This window comes from Streptomyces sp. NPDC048644, from assembly GCF_043199105.1.
Lineage (GTDB): Bacteria > Actinomycetota > Actinomycetes > Streptomycetales > Streptomycetaceae > Streptomyces.
The window spans coordinates 46,535-62,040 of sequence record NZ_JBICVO010000004.1; the positions used below are offsets into that span (position 1 = coordinate 46,535).

Here is a 15,506-nt window from a genome sequence, read left to right on the forward strand (position 1 = left end):
ACGGCCGCCCGGGACGGCGCCCGTGCGGACCCTCCGGGGGGAAGGTCCGCACGGGCCGTCCGGGAAGCGGCCCTCGCGAGCGGCCCCCCGGGAACGGCGGTGCGGCGGATCTGCGCGAGGAGGCACAGTGATTCATGTCAGCGAGACGTTGATGCTGCAGACGGTCGAGGACTTCCTCACCTCCGACGAAACCGCCCGGCTCATCAAGATCATGGACAGTGAGACCGCCGATTGGCACCCGGTCGGGCAGGCCGAGGTGCTGCCCGCGCCCGGTGCGGCACAGCAGATCCTGGCCGAGGCGACCTACCGTGCGCTGCCCGCGATCCGGCGGGGCACGCCGTCGATCGCCGGGGCGACCCCCTGGAGCTACACCGAACTCACCGCGGGCCAGAGCGTCCCCACCCACCTCGACGGCATCATCAGCCCCCGGACCCCGCCGCGCCGCATCGGGCGGATCGGCGTCGCGGTCGCCGAGGCCGATGCGGGCGGGCGGTTCTACATCGAGACGACGTCCGACCCCGCCCCCTGGACCGGCGCCGTGCTGGGCGAGGCCGACGGCTACCTGCCCGGCACCCCGGTCAGCCGCAGCCTGCCGCACGCGCCGTACCCGCACGCAGCGCAGCCCGCCTGGCTCGCCGGGCCCCGTAAGAGCCGGTGGCTCACCGACGCCGGCGCCGGGGTGGCCGTCGCCTACGGCGCCCAGGTCATCCACGGCGTCACGCCGGTGATCAGCGGACGGCTCCGCAGATTCGTCACCGACCTCGTCGACACCCCGCCGGCCGGCTGACCGCGGGCGCCGCACCGGCCGCCGCGCCGCCCGCCGTACGGGCCCGCGGTCGGCGGTCCGTACGACGGGGCAGGGGCGAGCCCGGCCCGATCCGAACGGAAGGCGGAGGCCGAAGGCGGGCGGCGGGCGGCGGGCGGCGGGCGGCGGGCGGCCCTAGATCAGCCCCTGCGCCAGCATCGCGTCCGCGACCCGCTCGAACCCGGCGATGTTCGCGCCCGCGACGTAGTCGCCCGGCAGCCCGAACCGTTCGGCCGTCTCGTAGCAGGTGTGGTGGATGCCCTGCATGATCGCCGCGAGTTCGCCCTCGGCGCGCTCGAAGGTCCACGACTCGCGCGCGGAGTTCTGCCGCATCTCCAGGGCGCTGGTGGCCACACCGCCCGCGTTGGCCGCCTTGCCGGGGCCGAAGGCCACCCCCGCCTCCTTGAGGAGGGCCACCGCCTCCGGAGTGGTCGGCATGTTCGCCCCCTCGGACACCGCCTTGACGCCGTTGCGGATCAGGATCCGGGCGGCGTCCGCGTCGAGTTCGTTCTGTGTGGCCGACGGCAGCGCCACCTCGCAGGGGACGTCCCACACCCGCCCGCCCTCGACGTACCGGGCCGACGCGCCGCGCCGCGCCACGTACTCGGAGATCCGGCCGCGCTCGACCTCCTTGATCTGCTGGAGCAGCGCAAGGTCGATGCCCTTCTCGTCGACGACATAGCCGCCGGAGTCCGAGCAGGTCAGAACGTTGGCGCCGAGCGCCTGGGCCTTCTCGATGGTGTAGATCGCGACGTTGCCCGAGCCGGAGACGACGACCTGCTGGCCGTCCATTTCCTCACCGCGCTTCTTGAGCATCTCCTCGGTGAAGAGGACGTTGCCGTAGCCGGTGGCCTCGGTGCGGACCTTGGAGCCGCCCCATTCGAGGCCCTTGCCGGTCAGCATCCCGCCTTCCCAGCGGTTGGTGACGCGGCGGTACTGGCCGAAGAGGTAGCCGATCTCCCGGCCGCCGACGCCGATGTCACCGGCCGGCACATCGGTGTGCTCGCCCAGGTGCCGGTACAGCTCGGTCATGAACGACTGGCAGAACCGCATCACTTCGGCGTCCGACCTGCCATGCGGATCGAAGTCGCTGCCGCCCTTGCCGCCTCCGATATTGAGGCCGGTGAGGGAATTCTTGAAGATCTGCTCGAAGCCGAGGAACTTCACGATCCCCAGATTCACGGACGAGTGGAACCGCAGTCCGCCCTTGTACGGGCCGAGCGCGCTGTTGAATTCCACCCGGAAGCCCCGGTTGACGCGGATCGCCCCGGAATCGTCCTGCCAGGGCACCCGGAACATGATCTGCCGTTCCGGCTCACAGATCCGCTCAAGGATTTTCGCCTCGGCGAACTCCGGACGGGCCGCCAGCACAGGGGCCAGCGTCTCCAGCACCTCCAGGGCCGCCTGGTGGAATTCCGGCTCACCGGGATTCCGCCGGACCAGCTCCGCGTGCAGGGATGCCGGTCCGGCCGAATGAACCCCGGCCTTGACCTCGGACTGAACAGTCGACATATCTTCCGATCCCTTTCGTGGCCGACGAAAAGCCTTCTGCGGTTCGGTTCGATTCCTGGCACATTCTCGCCGCAGAGGCCATCGGACGTCCCGTCGCGTCACCGACCCTATTTGCCGGTACCGCGTCATCGGCCGCGGGGGTAGGGAAAAGCCTCAGGCCAGGGTGCCGACGGGCATCCCGGCGACACTTTCCGCGGCGTCCGGCTCCGCCGCTCGCGCCGCGACCTCGGCGCCGACCATCTTCTCCATCGGGTCCGCACAGCTCCCCCCGGCCACCACCATCGCCACCAGGACGGCCACCACCAGGATCACCGTGCCCAGCCAGACCATCGTGTCCACCGGCAGCGTGTACGCGCCGGCTATGCGGGCCGCGCACTCGGCCAGCAGCGCGCTCCCCCAGATCGCCGAGAACCGCCGCTCGGCCCTGCGGAACGGAGCGGACCCGGCGCTCAGCCGGTCCCAGGCCGCGGTGCCCTCAGCGGTCCCCTTCGTCACCCAGGGCTTGAGTCCGGTCGTCATCAGCGGCCTGCCGGTGCGCGCGGAGAGCAGGATCGCGATCCCGACGACGCTGCTCACGCCGCTGTCCTTGGCGAGCATCAGCCGGGCGTCGCCGGTCATCGTGCTCAGCGCGAGACCGGCGGCGTTGACGAGCAGCATCAGCAGCGCCAGGCCGTTGACCCGGCGGCTCCTGACGAGCCCCCAGACCGTCCGCAGCGCGGGCAGCACGCTGCTCCAGCCGAGCGCGGCCACCGTGCCGAGGCCGAATCCGGCGCTGAGCGCGTAGTACGAGCCCAGCGGGATGCCGACGTCCACGAGGAGCGGAAGGAAGCTCTGGAGCAGCGGATTGCTGCGCTCGGCGGTGACGGGCCGGTCCTGCCCCATGGCGTACTCCCCCGGGTCTGGCGCTGAACTGCGCGGTGCCGCCGCTCGGTTGCGGCGTGCCCTCAGCTTCGTCCGGCGCGCGGCCCGTCGGCAGTTCCATCTGTCCTGCCTTTGCCGTGACATTTGTCAGGGCGTGCGGTGAAGTCCTTACGCCCCGGAGGTCAGGCTTCCGCGTGCGCCCTGCGCTCGGTCGTGGCGATGGTCGCCGAGCCGACGACGCGGGTGCCGTCGTAGAGGACGATGGCCTGCCCTGGGGCCACCCCGCGGACCGGTTCGGTGAAGGTCACCCGGAGCGTGGTGCCGTCGACGACCTCCGCCGTCACCTCCGTCTCACCGCCATGGGCGCGGAGCTGCGCGGTGTAGACGGCGGGGCCCGCGGCCGGCGGAAGACCGCACCAGCGGGGGCGGATGGCGGTGAGGGCGGTGACGTCGAGGGAGGCGGCGGGGCCGACGGTGACGGTGTTGTCGACCGGGGAGATGTCCAGGACGTAGCGGGGCTTGCCGTCGGCCGCCGGGGTGCCGATGCGCAGGCCCTTGCGCTGGCCGATGGTGAAGCCGTAGGCGCCGTCGTGGCTGCCGAGGCGGTTGCCCGACTCGTCGACGATGTCGCCCTCCGCAGTGCCGAGACGCTTGGCGAGGAAGCCCTGGGTGTCGCCGTCGGCGATGAAGCAGATGTCGTGGCTGTCCGGCTTCTTGGCGACGAACAGGCCGCGGTGGGCGGCCTCTTCACGGATCTCGGCCTTGGTGGTGAGGGTGTCGCCGAGCGGGAACATGGCGTGCGCGAGCTGCCGGTCGTCCAGGACGCCGAGCACGTACGACTGGTCCTTGGCCATGTCGGAGGCCCGGTGCAGTTCGCGGCTGCCGTCCTCCCGGAGGACGACGGTGGCGTAGTGGCCGGTGCACACCGCGTCGAAGCCGAGGGCGAGTGCCTTGTCGAGCAGCGCGGCGAACTTGATCTTTTCGTTGCAGCGCAGGCACGGGTTCGGGGTGCGGCCCGCTTCGTACTCGGCGATGAAGTCGTCGACGACGTCCTCACGGAAGCGCTCGGCGAGATCCCAGACGTAGAACGGGATGCCGATGACGTCCGCGGCGCGGCGCGCGTCGTGCGAGTCCTCGATCGTGCAGCAGCCGCGGGCGCCGGTACGGAAGGACTTCGGGTTCTCGGAGAGCGCGAGGTGCACGCCGGTCACGTCATGGCCGGCCTCGGCGGCACGGGCGGCGGCGACGGCGGAGTCGACACCGCCGGACATGGCGGCGAGGACACGGAGGCGGCGGGGAGCGTCAGTCATAACCACCCCAGGGTAGACGGAACCGCCGACGGGTCCGAAAGCGTTATCCAGCGCATGGGGAAGAAGGATCGGCCGAAGCCGGGCATCAGCAGGCGTCGGGCGCTGTGGCTCGGTGGCGGCGGTCTCGTGGCCGCCGGGACCGGCGCCTTCGCGGCCCGCGACGAGCTGCGGCGATGGGTGCGGCTGCCGTCGGACGCCGAGCCGCGGACACCGGGCGCCGTCGATCAGCGGGGCGCCCAGTGGGTCGCGGCGGACCCGGCGAACTGGCGGCGGGCCGAGCGGCCGTCCGACTACCGCATAGACCGGGTGGTGATCCACGTCGTCCAGGGCAGCTACGCGACGGCGCTGAAGGTCTTCCAGGACCCGTGGCACGCCGCGGCATCGCACTACGTCGTGCGCAAGGACGGCCACGTCGCGCAGCTGGTGCGGGAGCTGGACGTGGCGTTCCACGCCGGCAATCGCGCGTACAACGAACGCAGCATCGGCATCGAGCACGAGGGGTTCGTCGACCGCCCGGAGTCCTTCACCGACGCCATGTACGCCGCGTCGGCCCGCCTGACGGCCGGGATATGCCGCCGCTACGGCTTCCCCGCTGACCGGAAACACATCATCGGGCACGTGGAGGTGCCGGGCGCCGACCACACCGACCCGGGGCCGCACTGGGACTGGGACCGCTATCTGCGGCTGGTCCGCGCCGAGCTGCGGCGCCCGCCGTCACCGTCACCGTCGTCTTCGCAGGTCAGCGGATAACGGCGAGGACCAGGATCACCACCGCCGCGACGCCGAGCACGCCGGTGCCGGCGCCGAGCAGCAGGGCCTTGCGGCGCTCGCCGCGCAGCAGCTCATCCTCCGGCTTGACCGACATCACGAAGACGCCGCCCTCCTCGGGTGCGCCGATGGCCAGCCGGCCGCCGCCGTCGCCCGCCTCGCCGTGGACGAAGAAGCGGCTGCCGGGGCGGACGATCCACTCCTCGTGCCGGAAGCCGATCGTGCCGTCGCCGCCGAGGTTCAGGCTCAGCGGGCCGATCGACAGGCTGTTGCCGCCCGCGGTGTGCGGGTCGAAGCGGTCGACGGCCTTCTCGGCGCCGACGACGGTGTGCTCGCCCGGCCTGATGACCATCTTGCCGGTGGCGTCCTCGACGAAGAACGCGGTCGACGTGGCGTGCTCGGAGACCACCTCGGTGCGGGTACGGCGCTTGCGGTTGCCGTTGCCGTCCCGGTACGTCTCCTCGTACTTGCGGGTGACCTTGTGGCGGTGCCAGACGCAGTCCAGCCCGGCGATCTGCGAGCGCAGCGCGCCGTCCTTGTGCGCGCGGGCCTGGCCCGCGACCTCGCAGCGGTAGCGGAAGTGCCCCGCGCCCGCGGCGTCGGCAGCCGCCTCGTGCAGGGCCCGCAGGTCGCGCACCGGCAGCGTCTCGGTGCGCTCCATCACCCGCGTACGGGTGCGGGACACCCGGTGGAGAAATCCGCAGAGGGCGGCGGCGGCCAGCGCGATCAGGCCGGCTATCCAGAACACAGCATCTTCCCGTTCGGTTCGGGTGCAGGGCGCTCCCTGGACCGGCCCTAGCTCAGGCCCGCGCTGCGGGCCCGTTCCGCCACCGGTCCGATGGCGTCCGCCAGCGCCGCCACGTCCGCGGCGGTGGAGGTGTGCCCCAGGGAGAAGCGGAGCGTACCGCGGGCCAGCTCCGGGGCCATGCCGGTGGCCAGCAGGACGTGGCTCGGCTGCGCGACGCCCGCCGTGCAGGCGGATCCCGTGGAGCACTCGATGCCCTGGGCGTCCAGGAGGAGGAGCAGGGAGTCGCCCTCGCAACCGGGGAAGGAGAAGTGCGCGTTGGCGGGGAGGCGTCCCGCCGGGTCGGGGTCGCCGCCCAGTACGGCGTCGGGGGCGGCGGCGCGGACGGCCTTGATCAGGTCGTCGCGGAGCGCGCCGATGTCCCGGGCGAAGTCCGCGCGGTGGGCGACGGCGTGCCGCCCGGCGGCGGCGAAGGCGGCGATGGCGGGGGTGTCGAGGGTGCCGGAGCGCACCTGCCGCTCCTGGCCGCCGCCGTGCAGCACCGGGACGGGCGCCCACTCGCGGCCGAGCAGCAGCGCGCCGATGCCGTACGGGCCGCCGATCTTGTGTCCTGAGACGGTCATCGCGGCGAGGCCCGAAGCGGCGAAGTCGACCTCGACCTGGCCGACCGCCTGCACCGCGTCGGCGTGCAGCGGGATCTCGAACTCCCGGGCCACGCGGGCGAGTTCGTGGACCGGCTGGAGGGTGCCGATCTCGTTGTTGGCCCACATGACGGTGGCCAGGGCGACATCGGCGGGGTTGCGGGCGACGGCCTCGCGCAGCGCGTCGGCGTGCACCCGGCCCAGCGCGTCGACCGGCAGCCATTCGACGTCGGCGCCTTCGTGCTCGGCGAGCCACTCCACGGCGTCCAGCACGGCGTGGTGCTCGACGGGGCTGGCGAGGACGCGGGTACGGGCCGGGTCGGCGTCCCTGCGGGACCAGAACAGGCCCTTGACCGCGAGGTTGTCGGCCTCGGTGCCGCCGGCCGTGAAGACGACCTCGCTGGGACGGGCGCCGAGTGAGGCGGCGAGCGACTCGCGTGCCTCCTCGACGGCGCGCCTGGCCCGCCGGCCGGCGGCATGCAGGGAGGACGCGTTGCCGGTGACGGTCAGCTGGGCGGTCATCGCCTGCACCGCTTCCGGGAGCATCGGAGTGGTGGCGGCGTGGTCGAGGTAAACCATGGTGCGACGATTCTACGAGCAGCCGTCGCGGGCCCCGGGGGCGCATGTCCGGCGCGCGGTGGCGCCCCGGCCACCGGCTACCGCCCGAGGCGCCGCGCCACGTCCCTGGCGGCGGCCGTCAGCCCCGCGTCCGACGCGTCCGACGCCGCGAGCTGCGCCGCCACCGCCCGCAGACGTTCCTCTTCGGCGCCCGCCGCCGCGTCCGGGCGGCCGGTGCGGGCGAACGCGGCCAGCCGCGCGGCCAGCCTGGCCTCCGCGGCGGCCAGGACGGCGAGCTGCCTGGCCCTGGCACCGGACACGGACCGGCCCGCGGTGCGCAGCCGCAGCCGGTCACGCAGCACCCGGACGGCGGCGGTCAGATCGCGCAGCGCGGTGCCGGCCCGCGCCTGCTCCGCCGTGCGGGAGGTGCCGACGGGTGCTCCCGGCCTCTCCCGCAGCAGGGCGCGGATCTCGTCGGCGTCCGCCGTCGCGTCGAACTCCTCGTAGACGGCGAGCGCGTCACGCCAGTGGGCCTCCGCGCTCTGCTGGTGGCCCAGGGCGCTCTCGGCCCGCCCCAGCACGGTCAGCGCGTCGGCCCGCCAGCGTTCCCCGCCGGGCGCCATCAGCCGCGCCGCCGCGTCCTGTGCGGCATTCAGCGCGTCGTGCGGCCTGATCACCGCGACCATCGCCTGGGCCATCCGGCTGCGGGCCCTGGCGGCCCAGAGGTCCTGCCCGTCCGCGTCGAACAGCGGCAGCGCTTCGGAGATGCGGCGCAGCGCCTCGCCGCTCCTGCCGTCCGCCGCCAGCGCCTCGGCCAGCGCGTACAGGCCGTGCGCGAGCCGTGGGGTGCGGCCGACGCGCTGGTAGGCGCCGACGCTCCACTCCGCGTAGGGGACGGCGTCGCCGCCCGCGCCGCCGGCCGCCCAGACCCGCGCGAGCGCGGCCAGCACGGTGGCCTCGCCGAGGGTGTCCCGGCGGCTGCGGCAACGCTCCCATGCCGGTGTCAACTGCCGCTCGGCGTCGTCGAACCGGCCTTGGTGCAGCGCGATGAGGCCGTGGGCGAGCGGCGCCCGGAAGCGGGTGAGGGAGTCGTCGGCGGCCCGCCCGGCGCGGTCGGCCCGCCGCACCTCCGTCTCCGCCGCGGCGAACCTGCCCCGCGCGGCGAGCGCCTCGGCGAGCACCAGCCGGGCCCTGCCCTCCGCGCGGTGTTCGCCCTCCAGGGCCGCGCGGTCCGCGACGATGCGCGCGGCGGGCCCGAACTCCGCGCCGTACACGCCGGATTCCGCCGCGGGCTGGGCCACCAGCAGCAGGTCGGCCGCCCTGCGCAGGGCCACATGCGAACGGACGGCAAAGGCGCCTCCTCCGGACGCGGCACCCGCGGCCGACTCGGCCGCCACCTGCCGCACCAGGGCCAGCACCTGCGGCATCTCGTCCGCCCACCCGGCCTGCGACCCGGACCGCTCGCCCGCGGGCGGCCCGCTCTTCCGGGAGCTCCCGGCGAGTTCGTCAGGCAACCGGTCGCCCGGATAGCGGCGCCGGTGGATCTGCTGCCCGGTGACGAGGTACCACTCCAGCAGCCTGGCCAGCCCCGCTTCCCGCGTGGACGCGGACAGTTCACGCAGCGCGAGGTCACGGGCGAGCGGGCGCAGCAGCCCGGCGTGGCGGTAGCGGTCCGGCCCCGACTCCGTCACGAGACCGGCCGCCACCAGCTCGGCAAGCACCGGTGTCAGCCGCGCCACCGGGACGTCCAGCAGCGCCGCCGCCGCGTCCCGGGAGATCGCCTCGCCGTCCGGGACGGCGAGCATCCGGAAGGCGCGCCGCGCGGGCGGCCCCGCGAGGACGCCGTCGACCCACGCGGCGGCGGAGCCGGTGGCCGTGGCGGAACCGGAGCGCGTGGGGAAGAGGGCGTCTGGCCGCTCTCCGTGCCACTCGGCGAGCGGCCGGCCGGACGCCGTGATCCGGTCGGCGGCGGTGCGCAGGGCCGCCGGGAGCCCGGCCGTCGCGGCCACCAGGGCGTCTGCCGCCTCCGGTTCGGCGGCCACCCGCTCCGCGCCGATCAGCGCGCCGAGCAACTCCCGTGCCTCGTCCGTGCGCAGGCCGGTCAGCAGCAGTGCGCCGGGGTCCTGGCGGCGGGTGCCGACGCCCAGGACGGCGCTGCCTGGGCCCGCGGGCAGCAGCTCAGGGGGCACGGCGGCGTCCCCGGACGCCGGGGACACGTCGTCGATCACGAGGAGCAGCCGGCGGCCCTCGGTCCTGGACCGGTAGCGCGCGGCGAGGGGGCCGACGGCGGTGGGCAGACCATCGGCCGACTCGCCGAGCCGGGCCAGCAGCTCGGCCAGGGCGGCGGCCACCGGTTCTTCGGAAGCCGCCCCGCCCGCGCCGCCGGACCGCCGCAGCGACACGAACAGCCGGCCGTCAGGGAAGTGCTCGGCCGCCTCCCGCGCCACCCGCCGGGCGAGCGCCGACTTGCCGACCCCCGGGGGGCCGTACAGGAAAAGGCAGCGCGGCGACCGCGCGCCGCCCTCGCCCCCCGCCCCGTCATCGCCGCCCTGCGTCAGTCCCGCCAGCAACCGGGCGGCCTCCTCGCCACGGCCGATGAACGGTTCGTCGGACGGCACATCGGACGGTTCGCCGGGCGGCACGTCGAACAGCCCGTCGGACGTGGGGAGTTGGGCGTCGGCGGACCGCACAGGCGGCGCGGGCGGCGGTGCCGTCGCGCCCGGCGTCCCGCCCATCCGTTCCAGCACCGGGCTCGCCAGCACCGCGAACGCCCGCGCCGACTCCTTGAGCCGCATCTCGCCCGCCGCGTCCCCCATCAGCACGGGGAAGTCCGGCAGCCGCCCCATGTACGGCTCCAGGGACCTGCCGACCGCCTCGACGACCTCCACGGCCGCCTCCGCCCCGAGGCCGCTGGAGAGCAGGTCCCGTACGCCGGGCCGGAAGTCGTACACGGGCTGCGCGCACCGGCCGCCCGCAGGGCCGGTGCGCAGGGCACGGCCGATGGTCCGGGCGGCGGCGGTCTCCCGGCCGGTCCCGGTGGGTTCCAGCAGGCCGCCAAGGAGTATCTCGGCGACATGGGTGGGCCCCGCGTCGCGCATCGTGGCCGCGCGGACCAGCTGCATCAGCTGCGTGGTCAGCGGCCGGATCGCGGAGAGCCGCACGGCCAGCCGGTACGCCTCGGGCGAGAAGGCGCCCCGGAAGTACGCGACCAGTTCCTCCGCGCTGCCCTTCGGCAGGCGGCGGGGGCTGACCGGCGTCCCGTCCAGCAGCGCCGTGTCGAGCAGCCGCGGGACGCCGGGGCGGGTGAGCAGGCCCGCCCACTGGCGCAGCGCGGAGGCCGTCGGGTGCAGCACAGGCAGCGCGAGCGCGCCGTCCGCCGCCGGGTCGCGCTCGCCGCTGAGCGGGTCGCGGACGGACAGCCGACGGGCCGGGGCGAACGCGCCGGGCGAGAGGAGTTTCCTGGGCACGGCCTCCAGCGCGGTGCCCCGCCACAGCCTGCGGGGCAGCGGGTTGAGTACGGCCAGCGGGCCCGCGCGCCCCCACTCCTCCAGCGCCGCCACCGTCCGCGGGTCGCGCCACCCGTCGCTCGTGCCGTCGGTCAGCAGGAACGTCAGGGTGGCGCCGGGCCGCTGCCCGCGTCCCGGCCCCGCCGGGTTCCGCGGGTCGATGCCGCGCACGTGGACGGCGCGGAAGACGCCGCTGCGGGCGAACAGCGCGCGCAGTTCGGCGGGGAGGGTGTCCCACACCTGGAGGGACGGGGAGGCGTCCACCAGCAGCACAGCCGTCCAGCGCCGCTCCTGCTCCGGGCGGCTGACCACGTCGAGGAAGCCGGTCTCAGCGGTCAGCCGGACGGTGGCCTCGATGTCGGTGACGGTGCGCTGCGGATGGTCCTGGACACGGTGCAGCGGTCGCAGCTCCCGCCCCAACTGCTGGGCGTGCGGCAGCGCCCGGCGCCCCGGCACCCGCGCGGCCCTGGCCCGCTCCCCGTCCGGCGCACCACCCTGGCTCCCCATCCCGTAGAGGGCACGACGGGGCGGGACGGATGGGGCGTCGGGTTCCGGAGGGGATGGAGGGGGCGGGGAGGCTGGTGGGGTCGAGGAGGTCGGAGGGAGTGGGGAGGCCGGAGGGTTCGACGGGGCCGGTGCATCCCGGGAGTCCCGGTGCCCCAACTGGTCGGGTGACGTCGGCGAGTTGGAGGGCTCTGGCCGGTCCGACGGGACTGCCGAGTCCGACGGGACTGCCGAGTCCGACGGGACTGCCGAGTCCGATGAGTCCGACAGGTCCGACGAGGCTGAAGGGCCCGACACCTCCGACGCACCCACCGAATCCGCCGCATCCTCAGCCGCACGCCCGGCCGCACTCCCGTCCTCCCCGTCCTCCCCGTCCTCCCCCTCCCCCAACGCCCCCATCGCCCGTGCCAGCCACAGCACGTCGAGGAGTTCGGCCGCTCCCAGGTCGTATCCGGCGCCCCCGAGGGTCTGCCGCAGCCGGTCGATCATGGCGACAGTGGCTCGTCGAGGCGGTGCAGCACGGCGGAGAGCAGTTCGTCCCGGCTGAGGTCGGCGCCGCTGATCCGCAGGTGGACGGCGGCGAGCAGTTGGTCGGTTGCCAGCGTCTGGGTCCTGGTGCGCTGCTCGAACGCCTCGATGAGGTCCTCGGCCTCCGCCAACGCCGCGGCGCCCAGGTGGTGTTCGACGATCTTCCGCAGCCGGTCGCCGGTCGGTTCGGGCAGGTCGAGCCGTACGCAGCGGCGCAGGAAGGCGGGCGGGAAGTCGCGTTCGCCGTTGCTCGTCATGACCACGATCGGGAAGTGGGTGCAGCGGACCACGCCGCGGTGGATGGGCACCCGCTCCCGGCTCCCGCTCATCAGGACCTGCACGTCCTGCTGGTGTTCGGGCAGCCGGGCCAGCTCGGGGATCTCGAACTCGCCCTCCTCCAGGACGACCAGGAGGTCGTTGGGCAGGTCGATGTCGGCCTTGTCGAGTTCGTCGACGAGCAGCACCCGGGGCCGGCCGGCCGCCAGCGCGCTGCCCAGCGGACCGAGCCGCAGGTACTGGCCGATGTCGCCGGCGGGCGCCGGGCGCCGGGACGTGGCCCTGCGCGGCGCCCCGCGCAGTTCCTCACGCTCGCGCCGCAGCGAGGTCTCCCGCAGCCGGCCCACCGCGTCGTAGCGGTAGAGGGCGTCCTGGAGGGTGGAGCGGCTGTTGACGGACCAGCGCAGGACGCTGCCGAGCCCCAGTTCGTCGGCGATGGCGCGGGCCAGCGAGCTCTTGCCTGCGCCGGGGCGGCCGGTGACCAGCAGCGGGCGGTGCAGGTGCAGTGCCGCGTTGACGACGGAGATTTCGTGGTGCTCCAGGAGGTACGGGTCCACCGTCTCCCTGCCGCGTTCGGCGGGGAAGCGCCGCCAGGGAGGCGGGTCGGGCAGCGGCGACGGTCCGCGGAACACCCACCAGCCCTCGGGCTCCGCCGCCCCGCCGTCACTGCCGTCTGCTGCGCTCTGTCCGGTCACCACGTGCTCTCTTCCTGTTTCCGGTACGTCCCCCGTTTCCTGCCCGCCGTGCCGCGCCGGGCGCTTGGGCCCGCGCGGCGTGCGTCCCGCTGTGTCCGCCGTGGTCACGGCCCGCTCCTCACGGCTGTGTCAGCACCCAGGCGTCCGGCGCGAGCGGGCCGGGACGGAAGTCGGGTGCGTCGTACAGCAGGGAGAGGCGCCGGCCGTGGTGCGCGGTGTGTCCCGGCTCGGCGACGGCCTTGGCCCGCTCCAGGCGCACCGCTTCGGGGATCTCGGTGTGGTGCGTGCCGTCCACCAGCGCCAGCAGGTCCCTGCCGATCCGCTCGCCGTGGTCGGCGCGGTGCCACAGCACGGTGTGCACCCCCGCCTGCACGCACTGCCGCAGCAGCGCGCCGTGGTGGTCGGGCGGGCAGCACAGCACCACCGTGCCGGCGTCGCGGTGCACTTCGAGCTGGGCGCGGGCCACCTTGCGGTCGGTGTGCCGGTGGTCGAGTACGACGCCTTTGGCGTGCGGCAGCGCGGCGGTGCGGTGTTTCCAGCCCGCGTAACTCTCGCGGGACCGCTCGGTGGTGCGTACCACCACCCGCCGGCTGATGCCCGGCGCGAACGGGCCGTCCTCGTCGCTGTCGCAGGACTCCCAGGAGTCCACGTCGAGGCCGAGCCAGGCGGCCGGCAGGAAGAATTCCACCAGGGCGGTCTCCGGGTCTTCCCTGACCTCGGTGCGCAGCACCCGGCGGATGTCGTCGATCACCTGCTCGCTGCCCGCCTCGCTGTCCCTGACCATGAGGAGGCGGTGCGAGGCGCGGTCGGGCCAGGTCCAGATCTGGTAGGTGAAGCCCCGTCCTGACGGCCCCGGCAGCAGCTCGACCTGGACGCGCGGGGCGAAGCGCGGTGCGGTGGCGCCCGCCTGAGGGGCGGCCCCGGGTGCCGGGGGCCGGACGGCGGTGGCCGCGAGGTCGGCCCTGAACTGGTCGACCGCCGCTTCGTCCACGCCCGAGCGGGCGGCGACGCGGCCGACCCAGGCGTCCAGGTCGTCGGCCGGGTAGGCGCCGGCCGCCCGTTCGTCCGCGCTGATCCGCACCACCCCTTGCAGCAGCGGCGGCAGCGGCGTCCCGGGGGCCGGCGGGAAGCCTTCCAACGCGTCGACGGTGTCGGCGAGTCCGGTCACCTCGGGCAGCTCGGGCGCGTGCGGCAGGACGCGTTGCAGCAGGGTGCGCGCGTCGGTGCGGGTGCAGTGGGCCAGCAGCCCGGACAGACCGCGACGCTGATGGGTGGTCAGGTATTCACCGGGGCGTACCGTACGGGCCGCTCTGCGCAGCGCCTCCCAGTCGTCTCTGGCGCTGTGGGCGGCGTGGCCGTGCGGGTCGCCCCAGGGCGCGTGGTGGTCCCTGACCAGTTCGAGGAGTTCGGGGATGCCGCGGCGGACGCCGACGGCCAGGCCGACCAGCCGCTCCAGGTCGGCGGCTGGCCCTGCCGACGGCCGCCCGAGCCGGGCGGCCAGCCGCTCCTCACAGTCCAGTACCGCGTCCGGCCTGGTCAGGATCCGCTCCAGCGCGCCCAGCAGTTGCTGCACGCCGCGTTTGGCGGTGGGGACGGCGGGCGGCGGCAGGGTGGGGAGTTCGGCTTCGATGGCGGGCACGCTGAGGGCGTACATCGTCGGCTGCGCTCCGGCGGATCCGTCCGGCGGGCGGTGCACGGCGGTGACCAGGCCGACGACGGCCTGACGTGCGCGGTCCCACAGCGGCCCGCCGCTGAAGCCCTCGGTGACCTGCCCCGGGCCGAGCACGTCCAGCGCGATCCAGGGCGGCGCCGAGACCCTCGGCACGGCGCGCACGGTGGGCAGCGGATTGCCGCTGGCCCACAGGGCGATGACCTCACCGGCGTGGCCGTGCGGCAGGAAGGGCGCGGGCTGCGCCCCGTCGGGCGGGTCGGCCGTCAGCTCCAGGACGGCGAGGTCGCCGTGGTACGGCACCCGGCCCGGCACGGCGGGCTCGCTGCCGCGGGCCGTGGCGCGCGGCGGCGCCCACCATTCGTGGGCGACGTGGGCGGTGAGGTCGCGGCCCGGTGCGAGGTGCGGCAGCCGGAGGGTGACCGCTTCGCCGCCGGGCGGCTGCCGGTCGAAACGGTCCCTGCCCAGCGCGCTGTTGACGACGTGGGCGCAGGTGAGGACGAGCCGGTCGGCGACCAGCACGCCGCAGCCGATGGCCGCTCCGGCGTTCCGTACGGAGACGAAGGAGCGGTGCAGCGGGGTGTCGTCACCGGCGCCGGTGATCACGGCGTCGTCCCACCGGTCTCACCCGCGTCACTGCCGAGCTTCCAGGTGGCGGAGACGGTGAAGCTGGCCTCGCCGTTGCCGGAGAACACCCCGAGCTTCAGGTCGGAGCCGAGGGTGACACCGAACTGGACGGTGACCTCGTCCGGGTGGTGGCTGCTGTCCGCGATCGAGCGGTGGATGCGTCCGAGTACCCCGCCGAGCGGTCGCAGGGCCTCTTCGAGCACTTCGCCGCTGCGGGTGAGCGTGCGGTGCAGCCGGCTGTCGACGCTGACCGGCTGCGCCGACCCGAATCCTTCGGGAAGTTCCAACTCGCCGTCCCCGGCGTGCCGTTGGGCGTCGTCGCCGGTGGCCGAGCCGGTGTCCTGGGCGGGGACTGCGGGTGTGGCCCGCAGCCATACGACGGTGCCGTCATCGATGCTGAGCGCTACGTCCCCCATGTCGATCAGTCTGACACGGGCGCGGCCGAATGTGGTCTCTCTTTTGCGCCGTAGGCGGAGCGGTCGCGGCGTGGGCCGCGCACGG

At 74.6% G+C, this 15,506-nt stretch carries 11 protein-coding genes; 2 read left to right on the forward strand and 9 right to left on the reverse strand.

Translation table 11 applies throughout. The annotated features are described in order from the left end of the window. Positions 1–127: 127 nt before the first annotated feature. Positions 128–787 (forward strand): hypothetical protein, encoded by a 660-nt coding sequence (locus tag ACGFNI_RS09885; protein ID WP_393682270.1) that lies wholly within the window; start codon positions 128–130, stop codon positions 785–787. 153 nt (positions 788–940) lie between these two features. On the opposite strand, the gene gdhA is transcribed toward ACGFNI_RS09885, so the two are convergent. The 3 genes from gdhA to mnmA form a co-directional block, all read right to left on the reverse strand. Further along, complete coding sequence (gene gdhA, locus ACGFNI_RS09890; RefSeq protein WP_393682271.1) at positions 941–2,317, reverse strand: NADP-specific glutamate dehydrogenase; 1,377 nt, start codon at positions 2,315–2,317, stop codon at positions 941–943. Positions 2,318–2,470: 153 nt separating this feature from the next. After that, entirely contained in the window at positions 2,471–3,199 is a 729-nt protein-coding gene (locus tag ACGFNI_RS09895; RefSeq protein ID WP_393682273.1) for a VC0807 family protein, read from the reverse strand. 161 nt (positions 3,200–3,360) lie between these two features. Continuing rightward, on the reverse strand, positions 3,361–4,488 hold the full coding sequence (mnmA, locus tag ACGFNI_RS09900) for a tRNA 2-thiouridine(34) synthase MnmA (protein ID WP_393682275.1): 1,128 nt from the start codon (positions 4,486–4,488) through the stop codon (positions 3,361–3,363). A gap of 54 nt (positions 4,489–4,542) precedes the next feature. Here mnmA and ACGFNI_RS09905 point away from each other — a divergent pair, with 54 nt between their 5' ends. After that, entirely contained in the window at positions 4,543–5,238 is a 696-nt protein-coding gene (locus tag ACGFNI_RS09905; protein WP_393682277.1) for an N-acetylmuramoyl-L-alanine amidase, read from the forward strand. On the opposite strand, the gene ACGFNI_RS09910 is transcribed toward ACGFNI_RS09905, so the two are convergent. The 6 genes from ACGFNI_RS09910 to ACGFNI_RS09935 form a co-directional block, all read right to left on the reverse strand. Next, positions 5,228–6,004, reverse strand: coding sequence for a GIDE domain-containing protein (locus ACGFNI_RS09910; protein WP_393682279.1), 777 nt, complete (start codon positions 6,002–6,004; stop codon positions 5,228–5,230). The genes ACGFNI_RS09905 and ACGFNI_RS09910 overlap by 11 nt on opposite strands. A gap of 47 nt (positions 6,005–6,051) precedes the next feature. Beyond that, on the reverse strand, positions 6,052–7,221 hold the full coding sequence (locus ACGFNI_RS09915; protein ID WP_393682281.1) for a cysteine desulfurase family protein: 1,170 nt from the start codon (positions 7,219–7,221) through the stop codon (positions 6,052–6,054). Between the two features lie 77 nt (positions 7,222–7,298). Then, a complete protein-coding gene (locus ACGFNI_RS09920) occupies positions 7,299–11,699 on the reverse strand; it encodes an SAV_2336 N-terminal domain-related protein (RefSeq protein ID WP_393682282.1) in 4,401 nt (1,466 codons plus the stop codon). Next, positions 11,696–12,709: an AAA family ATPase gene (locus ACGFNI_RS09925; RefSeq protein ID WP_393683004.1), complete on the reverse strand. Its 1,014-nt coding sequence runs from the start codon at positions 12,707–12,709 to the stop codon at positions 11,696–11,698. The genes ACGFNI_RS09920 and ACGFNI_RS09925 overlap by 4 nt, the downstream gene beginning before the upstream one ends. 118 nt (positions 12,710–12,827) lie before the next feature. Then, positions 12,828–14,984, reverse strand: a complete 2,157-nt coding sequence (locus ACGFNI_RS09930; protein WP_393682284.1) for a trypsin-like peptidase domain-containing protein — start codon at positions 14,982–14,984, stop codon at positions 12,828–12,830. Then, positions 14,981–15,421: a CU044_2847 family protein gene (locus tag ACGFNI_RS09935; protein WP_393682286.1), complete on the reverse strand. Its 441-nt coding sequence runs from the start codon at positions 15,419–15,421 to the stop codon at positions 14,981–14,983. The genes ACGFNI_RS09930 and ACGFNI_RS09935 overlap by 4 nt, the downstream gene beginning before the upstream one ends. Positions 15,422–15,506 lie beyond the last annotated feature (85 nt).

Excerpts from the sequence above, each read along its gene's own strand:
- gdhA (WP_393682271.1), bottom strand. The coding sequence starts at position 2,317 with ATGTCGACTGTTCAGTCCGAGGTCAAGGCCGGGGTTCATTCGGCCGGA.
- ACGFNI_RS09895 (WP_393682273.1), bottom strand. The coding sequence starts at position 3,199 with ATGGGGCAGGACCGGCCCGTCACCGCCGAGCGCAGCAATCCGCTGCTC.
- mnmA (WP_393682275.1), bottom strand. The coding sequence starts at position 4,488 with ATGACTGACGCTCCCCGCCGCCTCCGTGTCCTCGCCGCCATGTCCGGC.
- ACGFNI_RS09905 (WP_393682277.1), top strand. The coding sequence starts at position 4,543 with ATGGGGAAGAAGGATCGGCCGAAGCCGGGCATCAGCAGGCGTCGGGCG.
- ACGFNI_RS09915 (WP_393682281.1), bottom strand. The coding sequence starts at position 7,221 with ATGGTTTACCTCGACCACGCCGCCACCACTCCGATGCTCCCGGAAGCG.
- ACGFNI_RS09920 (WP_393682282.1), bottom strand. The coding sequence starts at position 11,699 with ATGATCGACCGGCTGCGGCAGACCCTCGGGGGCGCCGGATACGACCTG.
- ACGFNI_RS09935 (WP_393682286.1), bottom strand. The coding sequence starts at position 15,421 with ATGGGGGACGTAGCGCTCAGCATCGATGACGGCACCGTCGTATGGCTG.